Source organism: Lascolabacillus sp. (assembly GCF_028696275.1).
GTDB lineage: Bacteria > Bacteroidota > Bacteroidia > Bacteroidales > Dysgonomonadaceae > Proteiniphilum > Proteiniphilum massiliensis.
Map to the genome: position 1 here is coordinate 1 of NZ_JAQVHI010000031.1, position 24588 is coordinate 24588.

The window sequence follows — 24588 nt, forward strand, 5'->3', positions numbered from 1 at the left end:
TCAAATTATGGAAATAGGCGACCTTATTTATATAATCCTTCTGTTACTTTTTATGATATTGGGATTTTTTAATGATTCCAGGAAGAAAAAGGAACAGCAAAATCAGCAACAGAAACCAAATCCAAAAACAGACTTCCAACCTGAGGATAGAGAAATAACACAATCACCACCACCTTTCTTAACAGAAGATCAGGTCAAGAGGTTTGAATTGCAAAAAGAGAGAAGAGTGAAACAGAGTGGCAGTAAAAATGTGTTCCAATCCTCTATGGATCTAGCCACTGATTTTAAGAAAGAGTCTTCTTTAGGAAGTTCAATTTTTAGAAATGAAGCGGATTCGTTATATGAACAGGTTGCGGATATTCCAGGTTTATATGATTCCGATTCTGAAATGGAAGTTATACAGGAGTCAACAGGTGAGACTAAATATGGCACTCATCCAATTGTTGAGGATCTAATTGGAGTTAACCGAACAGAGGAGTTAAAAAAGGGATTTATTTACAGTGAGATACTAAAAAAGAAATATTAAACAGAGATCCTCAAAAATATTTGTAAATCATAGAAACAATTTAATAGTAAACAAATATATTCTTATGGCTTTAAAATTTATTAGCGCTGAAGAGGCGGCATCACTAGTTAAACATAATGATAATGTCGGATTCAGCGGTTTTACTCATGCAGGTTGCCCAAAAGTTGTACCTGTTGCAATAGCCAAGCTAGCTGAAGAAGAGCACGCAAAAGGCAATTCTTTCAAAATTGGTGTATTTACAGGTGCTTCAACGGGTGATTCTATCGATGGCTCATTAACACGTGCCAAAGCAATTAAATTTCGCACTCCGTATCAGACTAACAAGGATATGAGGGTAGCACTAAACAATGGAGAATTCGATTTTTTCGACCTTCATCTTTCTCAACTGGCTCAGGAAATTCGTTATGGGTTTCTGGGTAAAATAAATGTAGCAGTTGTAGAAGCATGCGATGTAACAGAAAGTGGCGAAATTGTTCCCACAACCGGAGTTGGTATCACACCAACCATTTGTCGACTGGCAGATATTGTAATCGTTGAGCTTAACAAAAGTGTACCTACAAAGCTTCGCGGAATTCATGATATGTATGAATTGCAAGATCCTCCAAAACGTCGCGAAATCCCTATTTATGAAGTACAAAATAGGGTAGGTCTGGAATATGTGAAAGTTGATCCAGCTAAAATTTATGTAGTTGAAACCAATAAGGATGGTGAAGGTGGCGGATTTGCACCGGTTGATGATGTTACAGCACGAATCGGTAATAATGTAGCAGAATTTTTTGTATCAGAATTAAAAGCTGGACGAATTCCAGCACATTTCCTGCCAATTCAGTCGGGTGTTGGAAATATTGCTAACGCTGTTCTGGCTTCAATGGGAAGTAATCCTGCCATACCTCGCTTCGAAGTCTATACTGAGGTGATTCAGGATGCTGTTATTGATATGATGCAGCAGGGGAATATTTCATTTGCAAGTGGTTGCTCACTAACTGTAAGTAATGAGGTATTACATAAGTTTTATGAAGATCTTTCATTCTTCAAAAATAAACTTGTCCTCAGACCATCAGAGATTTCAAATAACCCGGGACTGGCACGCAGATTAGGAATAATTGCACTAAATACAGCTATCGAGGTTGATATTTTTGGAAATGTAAATTCAACGCATGTTAATGGTACAAAGATGATGAATGGTATTGGAGGATCGGGCGATTTTACCCGTAATTCATATCTTTCAATCTTCCTTACTCCATCAACAGCGAAGAACGGAACAATCAGCTGCATAGTTCCAAAGGTCACTCATGAAGATCACAACGAACACTCTGTAAAGATTATTGTATCTGAATACGGAGTTGCCGACCTAAGAGGAAAAGGACCAAGAAATAGAGCAGAAGAAATAATTGAAAAATGCGCACATCCTGATTATCGTCCACTTCTGCATGATTATCTAAATCGTGGAGTAAAGGGACATATACCACAGGATCTCTATGCCTGCTTTGCATTTCATAAGGCACTTAAGGAAACAGGAAGTATGATAAATGCTGATTTTTCTAAGTTATAGGCTTACTTGATTTAATTCATTAATAAAAAGACTATCGGTGCAAGAAAATACTTAACCGGTAGTCTTTTATTTTTACTTACGTGACACAAAAAAAACAGTTACCTTTTTAGGTAACTGCTTTAATTTTACTTGTCGGGATGAGAAGATTCGAACTTCCGACCCCACGCCCCCCAGACGCGTACTCTAAACCGGACTGAGCTACATCCCGAAAAAGTGTGTGCAAAATTACCAATTTGTTTTTAATTTCACAAATCAAGTTATCCACTATAAATTTCCGGTTTATAGGTATTGACATGTTAAATTCTAATCTCATCTCATTCTATAATATTTGAAATGAAAATTTGTATTTATATTGGTGTATAGATATATCTATATGTCTCTCTTGTAACCCTTGCACAAAAGGAGTTTATAAGAGCGAAATAAGAAGCAAGTAAGACTAAAGTAAGTGTTAAATCTATTCGTTTTACCAAAAATCTAATCTTTAGCTTTAATATGACAGATGAAATTTGAAATTTTCTGTTTAAATATATTATGAATCAATTTGAAGGTTTGTTGAAAAATAAGTTGTTAATTTGCATTTTATAATTATAAATTAGGAGAATGCTCGTTCTTTATTATTCTTATCCCTATTCCGGGCAGTCTCATTAAAATATATCTTCAAATGGCTTATACAGCAAAACAAATAGCCGATTATCTCAAAGGAGAAGTAATAGGTAATCAGGATGTTTCCGTTTCAAATTTTTCAAAGATAGAAGAGGGCAAGCCAGGTACAATTTCGTTTCTTGCTAATCCAAAGTATACTTCATATATCTATACAACAAAGGCTGATATTGTATTGGTAAATGAAGATTTTGTGTCCGAAAAGCCAATTCAGGCAACTCTTATCAAAGTTAAGAATGCATATACAGCCCTGGCTTCTCTAATGGAGTTGGTTAATAAAAGCACACCTCAAAAGAGTGGAACTGAAAGCATGAGTTTTGTTTCAGAAACAGCTGAAATTGGCGAGGAAGTTTATATAGGTGCATTTGCATATATAGGAGAAAAGGTAGTAGTAGGAGATAATTGCAAAGTTTATCCTCAGGTTTATATAGGAGATGGTGTGAAGATAGGAAAAAACTGCATTCTGTATCCAGGAGTAAGAATTTATCACGATTGTGTTATCGGGGATAACTGTATTATTCACTCAGGAGCAGTTATTGGAGCAGACGGATTTGGATATAGCAAAGAGGAATATGTTTATCATAAAATTCCACAGATGGGTAATGTGCTGATAGAGGATGATGTTGAGATTGGTGCAAATACAACAATAGACAGAGCGGTTATGGGTTCTACAGTAATACATCGTGGTGTCAAGCTTGATAACCTGATTCAGATTGCTCATAACTGCGAGATCGGAGAAAATACTGCAATGGCAGCTCAGGTCGGAATTGCAGGATCAGCAAAAATTGGAGAGAATTCTGTTTTAGGCGGACAGGTTGGTATAGGTGGACATATTACCATTGGTAAAAATAGTCAGATAGGTGCTCAGTCAGGTATTATAAGCAACACCAAAGAGGGTTCTGAAATAATGGGATCTCCGGCTTTTCCTGTTAAGAACTTTTTTAAATCCAGTATCATCATTCCCAAACTTCCGGATATGTACAAGCAGCTCAATGCGCTTGAAAAAGAGGTGGCAGAACTGAAAAACAGGTTACAACAGATCGACTAAACAATCGTTTTAAGTCTGATTTATAAACATTTCAAATATTGTAGCGGTAATTTGTGCATTTGGTTGTATATTTGCACAGATATTGCCGTATTGTGAAAAAAATATTTTAAAGATTGTGAGACAACAAACATTACAAAACAGCTTCACCCTGAAGGGTATAGGATTACATACAGGTTTAGATATTGTAGTCACTTTCAACCCTGCACCGGAAGACCATGGTGTTAAGATAAAGAGAATTGATCTTGAAGATCAACCAATAATAGAGGCATTAGCAGAAAATGTTATAAATACCCAGAGAGGTACTGTCATAGGTAAGAACAATGTTACTGTCAGTACTATTGAGCATGGTATGGCTGCATTATATGCCTTAGGAATTGATAATTGCCTCATCGAGGTAAATGCATCTGAATTTCCGATCCTTGATGGCAGCTCAATTGAATATGTTAAAGCAATTAAAAAAGCTGGCATAGTTGAACAGGAAAAGGATAAAGATTACTATATCGTCAGAAAAAAGATTGAAGTGTCTGACCCTGAAACAGGTTCAAAGCTGACACTTTTACCGGATGATTCTTTCTGTATCAACTCATTCATTGAGTTCGACTCACAATATATCCCTAATCAGTCGGCAACAATGGATAATGTGACCGACTTTGAAACAGATATTGCACCTTCACGCACATTTGTTTTTGTAAGGGAAATACAAAAATTACGTGAAGCTGGTCTTATTAAAGGAGGCAACCTTGATAACGCTATTGTAATTTACGAACGAGAGCTCCCTCAAAACGAACTTGATGTAATTGCAGATGAACTTAATGTGCCTCGTCAGGATGCTAAGGAGCTTGGCTATCTTAATACCAGAGAGTTAGTATTCCCGAATGAACCAGCACGTCATAAGCTGCTGGATATCATAGGAGATATGGCATTGATTGGTAAACCTATTATGGGACGTCTGATTGCATATCGCCCTGGACATAAAATAAATAATCAGCTGGCCAGGCTTATCAGAAAAGATATAAAACTTAATGAGGTTCAGCCTCCTATCTATGATCCCAATGCCGAGCCGGTTATGGATAATATCAAAATCAGGGAGTTGCTTCCGCACAGATATCCATTCCTGATGGTTGATAAAATCATACAGGTTACAGATAAATTTATTGTAGGTGTTAAGAATATCACAAGTAATGAGCCATTTTTTACAGGTCATTTTCCACAGGAACCGGTTATGCCGGGAGTGCTGCAGGTTGAGGCAATGGCTCAAACAGGTGGATTGCTTGTTCTTTCTAAGTTAGACGAACCGGAAAGATACTCTACATACTTTCTAAAAATAGACAATGTCAAATTCAGACATAAGGTAGTTCCCGGAGATACTTTAATTTTCCGTGTAGAGCTGTCAAGTGAGGTAAGAAGAGGAATCGCAACCATGCGAGGTCTTGCTTTCATTGGAGATAAAGTTATATCGGAGGCTGATTTTACAGCTCAGATAGTGAAAAATAAGTAATAAAAAATTTCCATATTTATGAATAGTATTTCGAATTTGGCATTTGTACATCCGGAAGCCAAACTAGGAGACAATGTTGTCGTAGAAGCATTTGCATTTGTAGATCAAAACACTGAGATAGGTGATGGAACACGAATAATGTCTCATGCAACAGTGCTATATGGTTCAAGAATAGGTAAAAACTGTACAATATTCCCACATGCTACTATTGCAGGTATACCACAAGATTTAAAGTTCCAGGGTGAAGATACAACTGCTGAAATTGGAGATAACACTACTGTAAGGGAGTGTGCAACTGTTAACAGAGGTACAGCATCCAAAGGTTTTACCAAGGTTGGAAAAGATTGTCTTCTAATGGCATATAGTCATGTGGCACACGATTGTGTCCTACAGAATAATATTATTATTGGCAACTCTACCCAACTGGCCGGTGAAGTAGAAATTGATGATTATGCAATTCTTAGCGGAGGCACTCTTGTTCATCAGTTCTCTCGAATCGGGGCACATACTATGATTCAGGGGGGATCAAAAATATCTAAAGATATTCCGCCATTTGTCATGGTTGGAAGAGAGCCGATTGTATATGTTGGATTAAATGTTGTAGGTCTTCGACGTAGAGGTTATACCAGCGAAAAAATCAATTCTATACAGGAGATGTACAGATTTATTTATCAGTCAGGCTTAAATGTATCCCAGGCAACTGACAAAATTGACAGTGAAATTCCAGAAAGTGAAGAACGAAAGATGATTTTGGACTTTATTCGTTTGTCCAGCCGCGGTATCGTTCGTGGTAATATGGAGGGGTAATAGCATGCTTCAGATTTATTATCCGGCTGAGTGGTCACCTCAAAGTTGTATACAGATCACATGGCCTCACTCAGGTACCGACTGGGCTGATGTCCTTGAAGAGGTGACTTTAAGCTATATCACGTTATCAAAAGAAATTCTAAAGAGAGAAAAGCTTCTGATTGTTATTCCTCGTGGATATAATATAAAAGATCATTTTACAGAAGATGAACTGGCAAATTTAATCTATACTGAGGTTGATAGCAATGATACATGGGCACGTGATCATGGAGCAATTTCAGTATTTGTTGAAGGTAAACCAGTATTGCTTGATTTTGGATTTAATGGCTGGGGGCTAAAGTTTGCATCAAACTTTGATAATCAGATTACGAGCAGATTATTTGAGAATTCATTGTTTAATGAGTCAGTAAGTTATCAGAATAACCTAAACTTTATACTGGAGGGTGGATCGATTGAATCTGACGGTAAAGGTACAATATTAACAACTTCACAATGCCTTTTAGCTCCAAATCGCAATCAGCCTATGTCTAAGGATCAGATTGAGGATTATCTTAAAAAAACTCTCGGTGCTGAAAGAATCTTGTGGCTAAATCATGGATATCTTGCGGGTGACGATACAGATAGTCATGTTGATACTCTTGCGCGTTTTTGTAATGAGAATACTATTGCCTATGTAAAATGTGAAGATGTTACAGATGAGCATTATACTGAACTTAAAGCAATGGAGGATGAACTCAAATCATTTGTTACTCTTACAGGTGAAAAGTATAATCTTGTTGCAATGCCTATGGCTGATGCTTTATATGGAGACAGTGGACGTTTACCTGCCACATATGCCAACTTTATAATTTTAAATGAAGCTGTTTTGGTCCCTATATACGGTTCATCCAAAGATCAGGTTGCTATAGAGTTATTGCAACAAGTGTTCCCTGATCGTGATATTGTTGGTATTGATAGCCGTCCGTTTATAAAGCAGCATGGGTCTCTTCATTGCTTGACAATGCAGTTTCCGGAGGGTTTTTTATAAACATATATACTATAGTTTTTAATCTGTGAGCTACGTGAAAACAATGAGTGTAGTTTTAATGTTGACTATTAAGGTATATAATTAGAAATTTCATCTTAATATAATTTATTATGAAGGTTGGAATAATTCAACAGGCAAACAGTGCTGACATAACAGACAATATCCATAAATTAAAAGAGAAAATAAGACAACTTGCAAATGGCGGTGCAGAGCTGATTGTGATGCAAGAGCTTCATAACGGGCTTTATTTTTGCCAGACTGAAGATACTGATGTGTTTGATCAGGCAGAAACAATTCCGGGTCATTCAACTGATACTTTTGGTGAGTTGGCTAAGGAGTTAGGTGTTGTAATTGTTTTATCGCTCTTTGAGAAAAGAGCAGCCGGACTATATCATAATACTGCTGTAGTAATGGAAAAGGATGGATCTATTGCAGGAATATACCGTAAAATGCATATTCCGGATGATCCTGCCTATTATGAAAAGTTCTACTTCACACCAGGTGATTTGGGCTTTAATCCAATTGATACTTCTGTCGGACGATTAGGTGTACTGGTTTGTTGGGATCAATGGTATCCTGAAGCTGCACGGATGATGGCATTGTCGGGTGCTGAAGTGCTGATTTATCCTACTGCAATAGGATGGGAGTCATCTGACAGTGATGAAGAGAAGCAACGTCAGCTGGAGGCATGGATCACAGTACAGCGCGGACATGCAATTGCTAATGGAGTTCCGGTTATCTCTGTAAATCGTACAGGTCATGAGACCGATCCATCAGGTCAGACAAATGGTATTCAGTTTTGGGGTAATAGTTTTATTTGCGGTCCTCAGGGAGAGTTTATATTCAAAGCAGATGAAAATGAGATTACCCATATTGTTGAGATCGATAAAAAAAGAACAGAGAATGTAAGACGCTGGTGGCCATTCTTCCGTGATCGTCGTATTGATGAGTATGGAGAATTAACTAAACGATGGATAGACTAGTAAATAATCTTGAATAATTGAATTAAAAAAGGCCGAACAATGAACTGTTCGGCCTTTAAATTGAAAGCACATTCTGAAAAAATTATCTGCGTCCTGAAGAGCTTCTGCTACTAGTTTCTGTATTTCTGCTATTTGAATTTCCAGATCCTGAAGAGCTGCTCCTGTTATTTGTTGATGATGAACTTGATCTTACAGTAGTACTTCTGCTATTACTGCTGGTTGAACTTTGAGATCCTGCAGTTGAAGTTCTATTGCTTGATGTAGTTCTTGATGGGCTTACTCTTGTATTGTTATTACTGTTATTAGTACTTTCAGAATTTACTGTTGAACTCCTGTTAGTTGAAGTGCTTCTATTAGCCGGTTCAGCGGTTGAGCTTCTGTTAGTGGTTGTATTTCTGTTAGCCGGTTCGGCAGTTGCATTTCTGTTTGTAGTAGTACTTCTGTTTGCAGGATTTACAGTTGCATTTCTGTTTGTAGAAGAGCTTCTGTTGTTAGAGTCAATAGTTGAGTTTCTGTTAGTAGAAGAGCTTCTATCTGTAGAATTAATGGTAGAGGTCCTGTTAGTATTCCTGCTGGCACCACTCTCAGGACGATAAACGCTTACTGTATTGTTACTAACTCTTGTGTTTCTTGCTGAGCGATTATCTGTACTCTCTAATCTCATAACAGTTGCTTTTCTGCCTGTTGTCTGCTCATATTCTCTGACTGTTGGGCCACTATAATAACGATTATCGTTATAGATATATGTATTGTTGATTATAGTTGTTTTGTTATAAATTGCCGGACTGTATCTGTTATAATATCTTTTCATATTGCGGTGATACATATATTTGTGAGGAAGGAAAGTCCAGTAGCTTCCAGGGATATTTATATTTATGTTTATATTGATCCCGGGTCCCATTGGTGCCCAGCCATAGTATCCACCTCCACTTCTCCAGCTTACCCAGGCAGGTGCCCACTCATATCCGGGTACCCAGGCCCATCCATAAAAGTCATCATAGTACCAGCGACCGTAGTGGAATGGAGCCCATCCCCAAGAGTAATCTGATACCCAGGTATTGCCATAATCTGTCATTACCCAGTAACCATTTGTGGCATACGGATGAAAGTTTCTGCCCACGTTAGGAACCCATACGCGACCGTAGCGACCGTTATTTATCCATCTGCCATGAGGTCTGAGTTCATTGTAGAACACATTGAAATTCACCCCTACGCGATCATAATCGGCGTAATAATACTCATCCTCGTAGTAATCACCATATCCTTGAGAGTATACTTCTCTTGTTGAGAAACATGATGTTAACAGCAAGGTTAGTATTGCTAGAGTGATCTGGTGTTTTAATGCTTTTGCTTTCATATCCGTAATCTTTAATAAGTGGAACTTCTTTAATTTAACATTAAGACAAAAATTCAAAATAATGGTTTAACAATATCTCAATTAAATATTATGTTTCTATTCTGTTTGATAAAAAAAAGCTGTCAAATAAACTATGACAGCTTTAAATTAGTTTGTTTATTACCTTCTTATAAAGTTTAAAATACCTGATCGATACCAGAAAATCCCATAAAAGCCATTGCAATTATACCAGCAGTAATTAAAGCAATTGGGATATCTTTCATTGCTTTTGGTACTTTTGTTAATGCTAGCTGTTCACGAATACTTGAGAATATTATAATAGCAATTGCATAACCAATAGCTGTGGCTACAGCATATATCACAGATTCAAGCAAGTTGAAATCTTTTTGTATTACAAGTATAGCAACACCCAGAATCACACAGTTAGTAGTAATCAGCGGAAGAAATACCCCCAATGCTTCATACAGAGCAGGAGATGTTTTTTTTAGTACAATTTCAACCATTTGTACTAATGATGCAATTACAAGTATAAATGATATTGTTTGCAGATATTGCAGATTAAATGGCTCCAAAATTCCTTTTTGAATAAGATAAGTAACAATTGTTGAAATTGTTAAAACGAACATTACAGCCACTCCCATACCTATTGCTGTATCCACTTTCTTAGACACACCAAGAAATGGGCATATACCCAAAAACTGTGCAAATACTACGTTATTTACAAAAATTGCTACTATTATAATTCCTATAAGTTCCATAATAATTGATTATTAGTTTGTTTGTCTTTTCCTCTGGATACTATTGAAAATAGATATCATATAACCCAGAACAATAAATGCACCAGGTGCGAGAATAAATAATAGTGATCCGAAATGTTCAGGATATATATTAAAAGAAAAAATTGTACCGGCACCTAAAAGTTCTCTGACTGATCCCAATATTGTTAGTGAAAGTGTAAATCCCAAACCCATACCGGCTCCATCGAAGATTGATGAAACTACACTGTTTTTTGCAGCAAAAGATTCAGCCCTTCCTAATACAATACAGTTTACTACTATAAGTGGTAAAAATATTCCGAGACTTTCTGCCAATGCTGGTACATAAGCATTCATAATCATCTCGATAACAGTAACAAATGTCGCAATAACAACTATAAATGCCGGGATTCTGACCATATCTGGAATCATATTCTTCAGCATCGAAATAACTGCATTTGAGCATATTAATACAAACATTGTAGCCAAACCCATACTCATACCGTTTATTGCAGAGCTTGTTGTTGCCAAAGTTGGACACATACCGAGCAGCAGAACGGTTATCGGGTTCTCTTTTATTATTCCGTTAAGCAGCACATTAAAGTTTTTATTCATTGCTTATTTCCTCCTCTGTTAGTTCGACTTCTTCAGTAGAATTATTTTCATTATCCCATGTACTATCTGTAGCACCGGTAGTAGTATCTACATTACTATTTGTATATGCAGTATATGCTCTGTTTACTGCTTCTAAAAATGCTCTGGAGGTTATAGTTGAAGCTGTAATAGCATCAATTTCGCCTCCATCTTTTGAAACAGATAATAACCCTTCCGAAAGGTTTCTGTTAATAATTGATTGAGACGGTTTCGCAGAATCTTTAAACCATACATCCATTTTTGATCCTAATCCTGGTGTTTCGGCATGTTGCAGTATAGCGTAGTTTAAAATCTTATCTTTATTATCAAAGCCTACAATAATTTGAATTTCACCGCCAAAGCCTGATGCATTACTATTTATAGCGTATCCAACTATTTCATCACCTTTTTTTGCAGGGTAAACAAGAAGTGAATCACCGCTTCCATCAGCCATTAAATAAGCTTCTTCAACCGGGTTGTTGTCAAATTCCGGAACCACTACTCCAATTGCGTTCTGTAATTTCATCGCCTTTGCTGCTGCTATAGGTTCAGCTGTCAGCTTATTAACCTGTGCAAGTAGAATAGCTACTGTAAGACAGATCAAAAAAAGCGAAAGAAACATATTCTTAAAAGTCGATTTTAATTTAGCCATTTTTTACTACCTCCCCGAATCTTTTAGGTGATGTATAATTATTAATTAATGGTGTAAACGCATTCATAAGGAGAATTGCAAATGATACACCTTCGGGATATGCTCCCCATAGACGAATAGCAACTGTTATTACTCCGATACCGCAACCAAAGATAATCATACCCTTTTTGGTCATAGGTGATGTCACATAGTCGGTTGCCATAAAAACAGCACCCAGCATAAGACCACCAGAAAAGAGATGTATTAAAGGATTGTATAAGGCAATAGGATTAAAAATATATATAATACCGGTGAACAATGCCACAGTAGCCAGTATCGAAATTGGGATATGCCATGTAATAACCCTTTTCCAGAGAAGATAGATCAGACCAATTAATATGGCAACAACACTCATCTCTCCAAGAGAACCAGCTTCAAAACCAAGAAACATATCCTGTAATGCTGGCAACAATTCAGGTTGATACTTTATATTGCTTAGAACTGTAGCAGAACTTACTGCATCTGTTGTTGATCTAACCATTGCTGATGGCCAGGTTGTCATCTGAGCAGGGAATGAGATCAATAGAAATATACGTCCTGCTATAGCGGGATTAAAAATGTTGTTACCTAACCCTCCAAACGATAGTTTAACTACCCCAATGGCGAATAAACATCCGATTGCCAAAATCCATATAGGCAAGTTTGAAGGTACATTAAATGCAAGTAATACGCCTGTTATTATAGCTGAGCCATCTAAAACGGTTGGCTTTCTCTTCATGATGTATTTCATGATGAGATATTCAAATCCAACACAAAATATAACTGAAAAGAGTGTGATTAGAAGTGCATCTAATCTGAAAACGTATAATGCTATCAAAAACGCTGGAATCAACGCAATGAGAACATGATACATGTTTTTTTCAATACTGTCGCCGCTATGCACATGTGGTGATGGCGAGACAATTAATTTGTTTTCCATATCCTACTATTAATATGCTTTAATTTTTTCTTGCTCTGATAATTGTATTTACTTTGCCTTTACCCAATTTAATGTAATCAAGCAGAGGGCGATGTGAAGGACAAGTGTAACTGCATGATCCACACTCTATACAATCAGTGATATAATTTGATTCCGCACGATCCCATACCTCATACTCAGTAAGATTCATAAGTAATGTAGGATTGAGTCCCATAGGGCATACACTAATACATTTTGTACAGCGTATGCAGTCTCTCATAGCCTCACGCTTAGCTTCAAGGGTAGGGATTATTAAAATTCCTGAAGTACCTTTAGTTACAGGAATATCTACACTTGCAATCGCTTTGCCCATCATTGGTCCGCCACTGACTATTTTTCCAGTTGATTCAGGCAATCCGCCCGCTTTATCAATAAGATTACTTAGTGGTACTCCTATTCTGGACAATATGTTCATCGGTTGCTTTACATCATTACCTGTTACGGTAACAACTCGTTCTACAAGTGGTTTGTTTTTTTGTACTGCCTCATATATTGCGTAAATACTTCCAACATTTTGCACAACAGCTCCAACAGATATTGGTAAAGCTCCACTAGGAACTTGTCTGCCAATTAAAGCATCAATAAGCTGTTTTTCACCACCCTGGGGATATTGTACTTTAAGTGCTTCTACAGAAATATTGGGATATGATTTGACCAGTTGTCTGAATCGTGAAATAGCATCTTTTTTGTTATTCTCAATTCCAATAATTGCTTTGCTAACTTTTAATGCCTTCATTACGATTGTTGTGCCAACTAAAATCTCTTCAGTTTTTTCAAGCATTAATGCATGATCCGAAGTGAGGTAAGGCTCACATTCAACCCCGTTTACAATTAATATTTCAGGTTTTGTTCCCGGTGGAGGTGTGAGTTTTACATGTGTTGGGAAAGTTGCACCACCCATTCCAACTATTCCGGCTTTTGATATTTTATCAAGTATTTCTTCCGAAGATAAACTTAATTCTCTTATTAAATTACTACTTGTATCAATTGAGTCTTCCCATTCATCACCCTCCGTTTTAATATAGATTGCATCTCTTCTATATCCGCTGGAGTCGAGAGCTTTATCTATTTTTAATACAGTCCCGGAAACTGGTGAGTGGATATTTGCTGATACATATCCTACCGATTTACCTATTTGAGTTCCTACTTTTACTTTATCTCCTTTTTTTACAATAGGCTGGCAAGGAGCTCCTATGTGTTGAGATAATGGTATAATCACCTGTTCAGGAATTTCAATTTCTTGTATTGATTTTCCTGCCGATATCTTATTCTCTTTAGGGTGAATACCGCCAATTCTGAATGTTTTTAACATATAGTTTATTTCTTACAGATAAAGATTAAGATTTGATTGCTACCGCTTCTTCTAATTGTGTTCCAGGTTTCTCTTTTTTTGGAGGAAAGTTGAGTTCCAGAATAGAATTTGTAGGACAAACAGGTACACATTTGCGGCATAGACGGCATTTGTCATCTATAATATAAGCAAGGTTGTTTTCAATTGTAATTGCCTCAAAAGGACATACCTGCTGGCATTTTGTACAGCCTATACAGGCTACCTCACAGGATTTTCTGGCAACGCCTCCTTTCTCTTCATTCACACAGCTTACATATATACGGCGTGATTTAGGTCCTTGTTTCCTTAACTCAATTATATCTTTAGGACAGGCTTTTACACATGCTCCGCAGGCAGTACATTTATCTTCTACTACTTCCGGAAGCATGGTTTCGGGATTTATGTGAATTGCATCAAATGTACATGACTCAACACAGTCTCCCATTCCCAGACACCCGAAAGAACAACCTGTATCTCCCCCATAAAGAGCAGCTGCAATTGTACAGTTAGAAACGCCATCATAAATATTTGTACGAGGACGACTTTCACAGGTTCCGCTACATCTTACGACAGCTATTTTTTTAACAGTAACAGGTGCTTTTCTTCCTAGTATCTCAGCAACCCGATCCATTGTATTTTGACCTCCAACAGGACAATAAAGATTGTCCATAGTTTCAGCTTTCACGCATGCAGCAGCAAATGATGCACATCCGGGAAAACCACAACCACCACAGTTGGCTGCAGGTAAAGAGTCCTGTACCTCCTGTATGCGAGGATCCTCTTCTACTTTAAATTTTTGCCCCACCATGTAGAGTATCGCAGCGCTTCCTGCGCCTATGGCTCCAAGTGTTGCAACGGCAGTTAGTAATACACTCATATTATTAATTTGTTTTTTTAATACTGAATTTAAACGAATTCGCCATTTTGTTCCTTAACAGATACAGGATAAAGTAATAGGGGATAAGTGCAGCTATTGAGCTTAATGCTGCTTCAATTTCACTAAGCTTTAAATTGTTTAATGAAATTACCAGAATTGAGATTAAAATAATGAGCGGTATTACAAATGCCCATAGTATTGCATTGTAACCGATTGATTTCTTTCCTTCAATAATCACCAGTTCTTTTTCGTTGAACCGACCTGAAGAATCTGAAATGCTAACGATTTTTTCTTTAGAATCGGCTGCCATACATGCACCTTTGGCATGGCACGCACTGCATGCCGACTTTTGTATAATTCGAACGGTTATTTGATCTCCGCTGATTTTTTCGATAATTCCTTCGTGCTCTATCATGAAGTAAAGTAAAATAGATCCTTACTTAACCCTGTTTCTTATTGAACAGCAAAGTTACAGATTATTTTCGTGATTATTAAAAATATTATTGAACATAATGAGTGCTAGGGTTGTTAATGTAGGTTTATTAAAAATCAATGCCGTGATTCATTTTGATAGACACTGTCAATGCGGTACTTTTAAATGATATAACCCTCTTTTCATACGAACTTTTCCCATACTATTTTGTTAAAAAGTCAAACATTATCTCGATAAACTTATTATTTAAAATATTTTAATACTCTAATCCGTATGATTTTTGATATTGACATTATTCGTAAAGTATACGAGCAACTGCCTGAAAAGATAAAACAGGTAAGAGAAGCTTTGCAGAGACCTTTAACTCTAACAGAGAAAGTTTTATTGACTCATCTTTCTGATGGTGTTCCAATTAAAAACTATAAACGCGCAGGTGATTATGTGAATTTTGCACCAGATAGGGTAGCAATGCAGGATGCTACAGCACAAATGGCACTACTACAGTTAATGAATTCTGGTCGCACTAAAGTTGCTGTTCCTTCCACAGTTCACTGTGACCACTTGATACAGGCCTATAAGAATGCTGAAGCAGACCTTGAAACAGCAAATATTACCAATAGAGAAGTGTATGAATTCCTTCGTGATGTATCTAATAAGTACGGAATTGGTTTTTGGAAACCGGGAGCCGGTATAATTCATCAGGTAGTTCTGGAAAACTACGCATTTCCGGGTGGTATGATGATTGGAACTGATTCACATACCCCAAATGCAGGAGGACTGGGAATGATTGCTATTGGTGTAGGAGGTGCGGATGCTGTTGATGTAATGGCAGGGTTACCATGGGAACTGAAAATGCCTAAGATAATTGGTGTTAAGCTTACAGGCAAACTTTCAGGATGGAGTGCCCCAAAAGATGTAATACTGAAAGTGGCTGGTATTTTGACTGTCAAAGGTGGAACAAATGCAGTGATAGAATACTTCGGAGAGGGTGCAAAAACACTTTCTGCAACAGGAAAAGGAACAATCTGTAATATGGGAGCTGAAGTAGGTGCTACTACCTCAATATTTCCTTTTGATGATAAGTCGGCCGACTACTTAGAGCAAACTTCACGTAAAGAAGTTGCTGATGAAGCACGTAAAATTATGGAGCATCTGCAGCCAGACCAGGAAGTAGTTGATAATCCAGAAATGTATTATGATCAGCTTATTGAGATTAATCTTTCAGAACTTGAACCACATATAAACGGACCATTTACTCCTGATGCGGCATATACTATATCTGAATTTGGAGAGGCTGTCAGAAAGAACAATTGGCCACGTAAAATGGAAGTGGGTTTGATTGGATCATGTACAAACTCATCGTATGAGGACCTTACCAGGGCTGTTTCAATTGTTAAGCAGGCAGGTGAAGATCATGTGCCGGTTAAAGCGCAGTTCTTAATTAATCCAGGTTCTGAACAGATACGATATACTGCTGAACGTGATGGTATTTTACAGGTGTTCGAAGATGCAGGTGCAACAATTATCGCAAATGCTTGCGGTCCATGTATCGGACAATGGAAGCGTGAAGATGCTAATGATAGAAAGAACTCTATAGTAACTTCATTTAACAGAAACTTTGCAAAAAGGAATGATGGAAATCCAAATACGCATGCATTTGTTACTTCACCTGAACTTGTAGCTGCACTTACAATTGCTGGTGATTTATGTTTTAACCCTTTGACTGATACTCTGATTAATGAGTATGGTAAGGAGGTAAAACTAAAAGAGCCTACAGGATTTGAGATGCCACCAAATGGGTATGAAGTTAAGGATGCGGGGTACATTGAACCTGCTTTAAACGGTAGTGAAGTTCAGATTTCTATCGACCCAAATTCTAATCGTCTTCAGAAGCTTGAACCGTTTCCTGCATGGGATGGAGAGGATTTAACTAATCTACCTCTGCTTATAAAAGTTAAAGGTAAATGTACTACTGACCATATATCAATGGCAGGTCCATGGCTCCGTTTCAGAGGTCATCTGGATAATATTTCTGACAATATGCTTATAGGTGCTGTTAATGCTTTTAATGATAAGACTAATGCGGTATTGGACCCAGAAACCAACGAATATATAAATGTTCCTGCCCTGGCACGTAAATTTAAATCGCGTGGAGTTGGATCAATTGTTGTAGCTGAAGAAAACTATGGCGAAGGATCAAGCAGGGAACATGCGGCAATGGAGCCAAGACATCTTAATGTTAAGGTAATTCTTGTAAAATCATTTGCCAGAATACATGAGACTAACCTTAAAAAACAAGGAATGCTTGCACTAACATTTGTAAATAATGATGATTACAATAAAGTACAGGAAAGAGATAAGATATCCATCTTAGGACTTAAAGATTTTGCTCCTGACAGAAACCTGACTGTACAGCTTCTTCATGCAGATGGAACAATTGATACTTTCGAGGTTTCACACACTTACAATGAGCAACAGGTTGAGTGGTTCAAAGCAGGAAGTGCATTAAATGCTATGAAGTAGTTGTCTAATCAGAAATAAAATCTAAATGAAGTTATCAAAAGAGGTGGATGAACTTATTGCAGCAGATAATCCGGTTATACCTTATATTGAAGGTGATGGTATAGGTAAAGAGATTACTCCTTTCGTAAAAAAGATAATTGATGCTGCTGTTGAAAAGTCTTATGGCAACAAAAGGAAAATAGAATGGATCGAAGTTCTTGCAGGTGAGAAAGCATTTAATGAAATAGGTACCTGGCTTCCGGATGAAACTATTGAGGCTTTTCGTGTAAACAAGATTGGAATAAAAGGTCCGCTAACTACTCCTGTTGGTGAAGGTATCAGATCTTTAAATGTAGCTTTAAGACAGGAACTGGACCTATATGTTTGTTTGCGACCTGTTCGATGGTTTAAAGGAGTGGTGACTCCATTGCTGCATCCTGAAAAGGTTAGTGTAACAATATTCAGGGAAAATACAGAAGATATATATGCAGGTATTGAGTGGGCGGCAGGTACAGCAGAAGCAAAAAAGTTCCTGAGTTTTCTCAAAAATGAAATGGGTGTCAATAAGATTCGATTCCCTGAAAGTTCATCATTTGGGGTAAAGCCTGTGTCACGTGAGGGTACAGAGCGTCTTGTTCGCGCATCTATAGAATATGCAATTAAAAACAGGCTGCCCTCTGTAACGCTGGTTCATAAGGGGAATATTATGAAATTTACAGAAGGAGGATTTAAGAAGTGGGGATATGATCTGGCTGAACGTGAGTTTCCTGACCAGACATTTACAGAGCACAGATTTAATCAGATTAAGCTTGAGAAAGGATTAAATAAAGCTGTAGAGATGTATAATGAAGCAGTAAGCACAGGAAAGGTTTTCATAAAGGATGTTATTGCTGATGCATTTCTGCAAAATACTCTTTTAAAACCTGAAGAATATTCTGTTATTGCAACTCTGAACCTTAATGGTGACTATATATCAGATCAATTGGCTGCTATGGTAGGTGGTATTGGAATTTCTCCCGGAGCAAATATAAACTATCTTACAGGGCATGCAATATTTGAAGCCACTCATGGAACAGCTCCTGATATTGTTGGAAAAAATGTAGCAAATCCATGTTCAATGCTTTTGTCAGGAGTTATGATGCTAGAGCATTTGGGCTGGAGCGAGTCAGGAAAGCTTATAACATCATCACTTGAAAAGCTTTTTGAGAATGGGTATGGTACTCCCGACCTGGCCAGGTTCATGGAAAATGGGAAACCATTATCTACTTCCGAGTTTTCAAATAAAGTTATCGAGAACTTATGAGAATTAGTCATAAGTTAAACAGGTCTTTAAATATTAAAATAATTATTACTTAATTTTTCAGAATCGATAAACAAAATAGGTATTCCCAATGTTAAAAAATGGAGCTGTAATTAATACCTGCAGACAATAAAAAGAATCAAAACAAAAAGAATTTATAAAATATGAACAATGAAGAATTAACACAGATCCTTTCGGATTCAATTGCGTTTACCAGCAACATAGATAAAAATCTATTTACTAAAATGGGTGTTAAGCGTGGACTACGTAATGAAGATCATTCAGGTGTTCTTGCCGGCCTAACACGCATAGGTGATGTCGTGGGTTATGAACGACAGGAGGATGGTTCACTCAAACCTATTCCGGGTAAACTATATTACAGAGGGTTGGATGTAGAAGAGCTGGTTGCAGGTATTCAGAAAGAGAATCGCTTAGGATTCGAGGAGACAATTTTTCTATTGCTTTCAGGACGTCTTCCTCTAAAGGAAGAGTTAGAGGCAACAAAAAGCCTGATCGCTGAAACAATGCCTCTGAATCATATGGCAACAATGAATATTCTTGCTCTTCAAGGGAAAAACATTATGAATATACTTGCAAGAAGTGTTCTTGAATTATATTGCTATGATGAAAATCCCGATGATATATCACCTAATAATCTTATACATCAATCCATAAATCTAATTGCAAAGTTCCCTACTATAATCGCTTATGCTTATCAGGTATTAAGACATGATGTTCGTGGTAGATCCTTGCACGTTCGTCTTCCACATCCCGAGAAGTCGGTAGCTGAGAACTTCCTCTTTATGATGAAGGGACCTAACAAATATACCGAGCTGGATATAAAAATACTTGACCTTGCATTAATTCTGCATGCAGAACATGGTGGTGGTAATAACTCTACTTTCTCTGTACGCGTAACAAGCTCAACTGAAACAGACACCTATTCTGCAATAGCTGCAGGTATTGGATCATTAAAAGGTCCGCTTCATGGCGGTGCAAATGTCAAAGTGATGGGTATGCTGGAGGATATGAAAAAAAATATCTCAGATTGGGAAGATGCTAATCAGGTAGATGAGTATTTAAGAAAGATTCTAAGGAAAGAAGCTTTTGACAAAACCGGTCTAATATATGGTTTAGGACACGCTGTTTACACAATAAGTGATCCACGCACAGGATTGCTGAAAGAGATGGCAAGAGACCTGGCAAAGGAAAAGGGACGCGAAAAAGAATTTGCTCTCATGGAACTTATTGAGAACCGTATAGTGGAAGTATTCAGAGAGTCAAAAAAGTCCAATGCTAAGGCTAATGTCTGTGTGAACGTAGATTTTTATTCAGGATTTGTATATGATGCAATCGGATTGCCTACAGAAGTATTTACTCCACTTTTTGCAATGGCACGTATCGTGGGGTGGTCGGCTCACCGAATTGAAGAGATGAACTTCTCCAGTAAAAGATTAATTCGTCCTGCCTATAAGAATGTTCGTGAATTACAGGGTTTCATACCTATAAATGAGAGAAAGTAGATAATAAACATGCAGAAAATAAAAGTAGACAATCCAGTTGTTGAACTGGATGGGGATGAAATGACGCGTATTATTTGGTCATTTATTAAAGAGGAACTTATATTACCCTATTTAGATATAGATATAAAGTATTTTGATTTAAGTATTCAGCATCGTGATGCCACTGATGATAAAGTGACCATTGATGCTGCTGAGGCTATCAAAAAGTATAATGTAGGAATTAAGTGTGCCACCATCACTCCAGATGAGGCTAGAGTAAAGGAGTTTGGACTAAAAAGTATGTGGAAGTCTCCAAATGGTACAATCCGAAATATTGTTGGAGGTACTGTTTTCAGGGAACCAATTATATGCAGAAATATTCCCAGATATGTTCAGGGATGGACAAAGCCAATTATAATTGGGCGTCATGCTTTTGGAGATCAGTATAGGGCTACCGACACTGTAATAAGTGGAAGGGGTAAGCTCACTATGACTTTTACAGGAGAAAATGGTGAAGTTAAAACTTGGGAAGTATATGACTTTAAGGGAGATGGCGTTGCAATGGCAATGTATAATACTGATGAATCTATTTATGGTTTCGCCAGATCTTCATTTCAAATAGCCCTAAAAGAGAATTATCCATTATATATGTCCACAAAGAATACAATTCTTAAGGCTTATGATGGACGTTTCAAAGATATTTTTCAAGAGGTTTATGAGAATGAATTCAAAGAAAAATTCGAAATGGCCGGACTTACCTACGAACATCGATTAATTGATGATATGGTTGCATCGGCAATGAAATGGAACGGAGGATTTGTATGGGCTTGCAAAAACTATGATGGAGATGTGCAATCAGATACTGTTGCACAAGGTTTCGGCTCTCTAGGGATGATGTCTTCTGTTTTAATTACACCCGACGGTAAAACTGTTGAAGCAGAAGCTGCACATGGTACTGTAACACGTCACTATCGTCAGCATCAGCAGGGTAAGGAAACAAGTACAAATCCAATTGCATCTATCTTTGCATGGACGAGGGGCTTGTCTCATCGAGGAAAACTTGATAACAATGAGCCACTGATAGATTTTTGTGAAAAGCTTGAAAAGGTGTGTATAGAGACTGTAGAAGGGGGACAAATGACTAAGGATCTGGCGTTGCTTGTTCATGGACCAGAAGTTTCACGTGATAAATGGTTAACAACACGTGAGTTCCTGGAAGCTCTGAAAAGGAATCTGGACGAAAAAATATCCAATAACTAAATTCCGGAAATAGATACGCTCTTTTATAGAGGTATTTGATTAAATAAACAGGACGGCTCAATTGAGCCGTCCTGTTTTATTTATAAAATTAAAATGCTTTTATCTTAGAAAGATAACCACATTAAAATGAAAATATCAATCCTCCTTCTCCTGTTCTTCGTACTCTTTAAGAAGTTTTTCCTGTACATCTGAAGGAACAAGCTCATAACTTGCAAATTTCATTGAGAATGAACCCCTACCACCGGTAATAGAACTTAATGAAGTTGAATAGGTGTTCATCTCCTTTAAAGGAACCTTAGCATTCAATTTTTCAAATCCCTTTTCACTTTCCATACCCATGATAATTGCACGACGTCCTTGAAGGTCACTCATAACATCACCCATATAATCGCCGGGAACAGAAACTGTTACATTATATATTGGTTCAAGTATTTTAGGTGAGGCGTTTTTAAAGGCAGTACTGAATGCATTTCTACCTGCAAGCATGAAAGAGATTTCATTTGAGTCAACCGGGTGCATTTTACCATCATAAACAATTACTCTGACATCTCGGGCATAAGATCCTGTCAGAGGACCTTGTTCCATTCTACCCATGATTCCTTTTAAAATTGCAGGCATGAATCTTGCATCAATTGAACCTCCAACAATACTATTTACAAATACAAGTTTACCACCCCAGTCAAGATTTATAACTTGTGTATCTCTATTCTGAATCTTAAATTCCTGACCATTGAATTTATAAATTTCAGGTAATGGCATACCTTCTGTATAAGGTTCAATAATAAGATGAACTTCACCAAACTGTCCGGCACCACCTGACTGTTTTTTGTGTCTATAGTCAGCACGTGCAGCTTTTGTTATAGTTTCACGATATGGTATTTTTGGCTCAAGAAATTCAATTTCTATTTTATCATTGTTTTCAATACGCCATTTGAGTGTTTTAAGGTGGAACTCACCCTGTCCAGATACAATTGTCTGTTTAAGTTCTTTTGATATTTCTACAATCCATGTTGGATCCTCTTCACGCATGCGATTCAGAGCTTCATTCATTTTCTCGGAATTCGATTCGTTAAGCGCCCTTATAGCTCTTCTATAACGTGGTTCCGGATATTTAATAAAGTTGAATATATGATCAGATCCTTTAGCATTTAATGTATTACCAGTGCGTACATCTTTAAGTTTAACAGCAACACCAATGCTTCCTGCTTGAAGCTGTTCTGCTTTATTACGCATTTGTCCAGCAACTGTGAAAATCTGTGCAAGTCTCTCTTTTGACTGACGGTTTGTGTTTGTAAAATCATCTCCTTCTTTAACTACTCCCGACATAACCTTGAAGTAACTTACTTCTCCAATATGAGGTTCAACGGTGGTTTTAAAGAAAAACAGACTTGTAGGAGCAGAAGAGTCCGGAGCAACCTCCACACCATCTGAGTTCTTAGGTGCAGGCATATCATCTGGAGATGGAGCAACCATACTCAGGAAATTCATTATGCGATGAACAGCCATATTTTTTTCTGCAGAAGCGCAAAAAACCGGGTACAAACTGTGATTTAGCATACCTTTATGTATACCGTCACGCATCTCTTCTTCTGTTAAAGTTCCCTGATCGAAGAATTTCTCCATCAGTCCTTCATCATTTTCTGCTGCAGCTTCCAATAGAACCTGATAATATTCTGCAGCTCTTTCTTTTTCGTTTTCTGGTATTTCAAGTACTGCAGGTGCAGTGGCTCCCGGTTCCCAATGGTAATACTTCTGTTTCAGAACATCAATGATGCCATTAAATGCTGCTCCATTACCAATTGGATATTGAACAGGAACAATTTTATTTCCATATACTTCTTTCAGGCTGGATAATGTGTTTTCATAATCAGCTTTTTCATGGTCCATTCCGTTAACAAGTATTACAGCAGGCTTCTTTAGTTCATCAACATAACGAAACTGGTTTATAGTTCCAACTTCCACGCCATCTGCTGCATCAATAAGCATTAAAGCCAAATCTGTAACATTAAGAGCGGTAACAACACCACCAACAAAATCGTCTGAACCCGGACAGTCAATGAAGTTCATCAATTTATCCTTCCATTCATATGAAATTACAGATGGGAATACAGAGTATTCGTACTCCTTTTCAACCGGAAAATAATCACTTACTGTGTTTTTTCCTTCTATTGTACCGCGGCGTCTTATCAGACCACTCTCGAAAAGCATTGCTTCAGCGAAAGTGGTCTTACCTGACCCTGAATTTCCAATCAGGGCTATGTTTTTAATTTCGTTTGTTTTGTAAACTTTCATGATAAGAAAATATTTTAATTAATTAGATTATTCAAATTGTATTCAAAGTAATTCAATAAATTTAAATGATTAATTGATCTCAGGTCTATGTTTGTCAGTTTATTAGTTTTTCCAATTCTCTGTTTTTAGTTAGATATTTAGTATTAAAAAAGACTTTGCGTCTATTAAGACCGGCAAAGTCATAACTTTATTTATTGGACCTGCAATTTATACAAAACGAGTGACAAAGAAAAATGTTGCCCTTATGTTATATAACATATACTCTGTTATAAAATGTATCTAAATGTTAAATAAATGAACATCTAAACTACTGTTATAATCATATTGTTTATCATATTGTACTTTGAGAAAATGTGGAACCAATTTCATGTGACAGACCATTTTTGTCATCAAAATCAGTAGTATAAAAATTAAAATTAATACAGATGGAACAATTTTATACCCAATCAGCTGAAGAGGTATTACAAAAGTTCGGAGTTAATCCTGAAATGGGGCTTTCAGAAACAGAAATAGAAAAACGCAGAGAAAAATATGGTCTCAATAAATTAGCTTCAAAAAAACAAAAATCATTACTTTCAGTTTTTCTTGAACAGTTCA

The 24588-nt window shown here is 37.1% G+C and carries 21 protein-coding genes and 1 tRNA gene; 12 read left to right on the plus strand and 10 right to left on the minus strand.

The genetic code is table 11. The features are described from left to right. Both PHO43_RS07830 and PHO43_RS07835 read left to right on the plus strand, forming a co-directional pair. Nucleotides 1-526, plus strand: a 526-nt coding sequence (locus PHO43_RS07830) for a hypothetical protein (RefSeq protein WP_288011822.1), incomplete at its 5' end; no start/stop codon positions are given. Between the two features lie 64 nt (nucleotides 527-590). Next, nucleotides 591-2078, plus strand: a complete 1488-nt coding sequence (locus PHO43_RS07835) for a butyryl-CoA:acetate CoA transferase (RefSeq protein WP_053825979.1) — start codon at nucleotides 591-593, stop codon at nucleotides 2076-2078. Nucleotides 2079-2210: 132 nt separating this feature from the next. Here the strand turns inward: PHO43_RS07835 and PHO43_RS07840 are convergent. Next, nucleotides 2211-2286 (minus strand) — tRNA-Pro (locus PHO43_RS07840). Nucleotides 2287-2739: 453 nt separating this feature from the next. Between PHO43_RS07840 and lpxD the strand changes: the two genes are divergently transcribed. From lpxD to PHO43_RS07865, 5 genes are all read left to right on the plus strand, one after another. Then, nucleotides 2740-3786 carry a UDP-3-O-(3-hydroxymyristoyl)glucosamine N-acyltransferase gene (gene lpxD / locus PHO43_RS07845; RefSeq protein ID WP_045090105.1) on the plus strand — a complete coding sequence of 349 codons (1047 nt, stop codon included), beginning with the start codon at nucleotides 2740-2742 and terminating at the stop codon, nucleotides 3784-3786. Between the two features lie 112 nt (nucleotides 3787-3898). Beyond that, nucleotides 3899-5284 carry a bifunctional UDP-3-O-[3-hydroxymyristoyl] N-acetylglucosamine deacetylase/3-hydroxyacyl-ACP dehydratase gene (locus PHO43_RS07850; protein ID WP_045090964.1) on the plus strand — a complete coding sequence of 462 codons (1386 nt, stop codon included), beginning with the start codon at nucleotides 3899-3901 and terminating at the stop codon, nucleotides 5282-5284. Between the two features lie 18 nt (nucleotides 5285-5302). Beyond that, entirely contained in the window at nucleotides 5303-6091 is a 789-nt protein-coding gene (gene lpxA / locus PHO43_RS07855; RefSeq protein WP_045090104.1) for an acyl-ACP--UDP-N-acetylglucosamine O-acyltransferase, read from the plus strand. A gap of 4 nt (nucleotides 6092-6095) precedes the next feature. After that, entirely contained in the window at nucleotides 6096-7118 is a 1023-nt protein-coding gene (locus PHO43_RS07860; RefSeq protein ID WP_045090103.1) for an agmatine deiminase family protein, read from the plus strand. A 110-nt stretch (nucleotides 7119-7228) separates the two neighbouring features. Continuing rightward, nucleotides 7229-8101 (plus strand): carbon-nitrogen hydrolase, encoded by an 873-nt coding sequence (locus tag PHO43_RS07865; protein WP_045090102.1) that lies wholly within the window; start codon nucleotides 7229-7231, stop codon nucleotides 8099-8101. Between the two features lie 82 nt (nucleotides 8102-8183). On the opposite strand, the gene PHO43_RS07870 is transcribed toward PHO43_RS07865, so the two are convergent. From PHO43_RS07870 to PHO43_RS07905, 8 genes are all read right to left on the minus strand, one after another. Then, nucleotides 8184-9458: a DUF6600 domain-containing protein gene (locus tag PHO43_RS07870; protein WP_288009933.1), complete on the minus strand. Its 1275-nt coding sequence runs from the start codon at nucleotides 9456-9458 to the stop codon at nucleotides 8184-8186. Between the two features lie 176 nt (nucleotides 9459-9634). Beyond that, nucleotides 9635-10216, minus strand: a complete 582-nt coding sequence (gene rsxA / locus PHO43_RS07875) for an electron transport complex subunit RsxA (protein ID WP_288009935.1) — start codon at nucleotides 10214-10216, stop codon at nucleotides 9635-9637. 12 nt (nucleotides 10217-10228) lie between these two features. Further along, nucleotides 10229-10828: an electron transport complex subunit RsxE gene (gene rsxE / locus PHO43_RS07880; protein WP_045090100.1), complete on the minus strand. Its 600-nt coding sequence runs from the start codon at nucleotides 10826-10828 to the stop codon at nucleotides 10229-10231. After that, nucleotides 10821-11498 (minus strand): RnfABCDGE type electron transport complex subunit G, encoded by a 678-nt coding sequence (locus PHO43_RS07885; RefSeq protein ID WP_045090099.1) that lies wholly within the window; start codon nucleotides 11496-11498, stop codon nucleotides 10821-10823. Before PHO43_RS07885 ends, rsxE begins: the two co-directional genes overlap by 8 nt. Then, nucleotides 11491-12456, minus strand: coding sequence for an RnfABCDGE type electron transport complex subunit D (locus PHO43_RS07890; RefSeq protein WP_045090098.1), 966 nt, complete (start codon nucleotides 12454-12456; stop codon nucleotides 11491-11493). Before PHO43_RS07890 ends, PHO43_RS07885 begins: the two co-directional genes overlap by 8 nt. A gap of 19 nt (nucleotides 12457-12475) precedes the next feature. Then, complete coding sequence (gene rsxC / locus PHO43_RS07895; protein ID WP_288009937.1) at nucleotides 12476-13807, minus strand: electron transport complex subunit RsxC; 1332 nt, start codon at nucleotides 13805-13807, stop codon at nucleotides 12476-12478. 25 nt (nucleotides 13808-13832) lie between these two features. Further along, a complete protein-coding gene (locus PHO43_RS07900) occupies nucleotides 13833-14702 on the minus strand; it encodes a Fe-S cluster domain-containing protein (protein WP_288009939.1) in 870 nt (289 codons plus the stop codon). Between the two features lie 4 nt (nucleotides 14703-14706). Continuing rightward, nucleotides 14707-15117 (minus strand): SoxR reducing system RseC family protein, encoded by a 411-nt coding sequence (locus PHO43_RS07905; protein ID WP_045090095.1) that lies wholly within the window; start codon nucleotides 15115-15117, stop codon nucleotides 14707-14709. 291 nt (nucleotides 15118-15408) lie between these two features. Here PHO43_RS07905 and PHO43_RS07910 point away from each other — a divergent pair, with 291 nt between their 5' ends. The 4 genes from PHO43_RS07910 to PHO43_RS07925 all read left to right on the plus strand — a co-directional run bounded on the left by PHO43_RS07910 (nucleotide 15409) and on the right by PHO43_RS07925 (nucleotide 21699). Beyond that, entirely contained in the window at nucleotides 15409-17658 is a 2250-nt protein-coding gene (locus tag PHO43_RS07910; protein ID WP_053825986.1) for an aconitate hydratase, read from the plus strand. Nucleotides 17659-17683: 25 nt separating this feature from the next. Next, on the plus strand, nucleotides 17684-18940 hold the full coding sequence (gene icd / locus PHO43_RS07915) for an NADP-dependent isocitrate dehydrogenase (RefSeq protein WP_045090093.1): 1257 nt from the start codon (nucleotides 17684-17686) through the stop codon (nucleotides 18938-18940). 161 nt (nucleotides 18941-19101) lie between these two features. Then, nucleotides 19102-20460, plus strand: a complete 1359-nt coding sequence (locus tag PHO43_RS07920) for a citrate synthase (protein ID WP_045090092.1) — start codon at nucleotides 19102-19104, stop codon at nucleotides 20458-20460. A gap of 9 nt (nucleotides 20461-20469) precedes the next feature. Next, the gene (locus PHO43_RS07925; RefSeq protein WP_288009944.1) at nucleotides 20470-21699 is read left to right on the plus strand and encodes an NADP-dependent isocitrate dehydrogenase; all 1230 of its coding nucleotides are present in this window, start codon (nucleotides 20470-20472) and stop codon (nucleotides 21697-21699) included. 135 nt (nucleotides 21700-21834) lie between these two features. Here PHO43_RS07925 and fusA2 read toward each other — a convergent pair whose 3' ends face one another. Further along, nucleotides 21835-23991 (minus strand): elongation factor G2, encoded by a 2157-nt coding sequence (gene fusA2 / locus PHO43_RS07930; protein WP_045090090.1) that lies wholly within the window; start codon nucleotides 23989-23991, stop codon nucleotides 21835-21837. 425 nt (nucleotides 23992-24416) lie between these two features. Here fusA2 and PHO43_RS09805 point away from each other — a divergent pair. After that, a partial coding sequence (locus PHO43_RS09805) for a cation-transporting P-type ATPase (RefSeq protein ID WP_353738328.1) occupies nucleotides 24417-24588 on the plus strand: 172 nt, incomplete at its 3' end.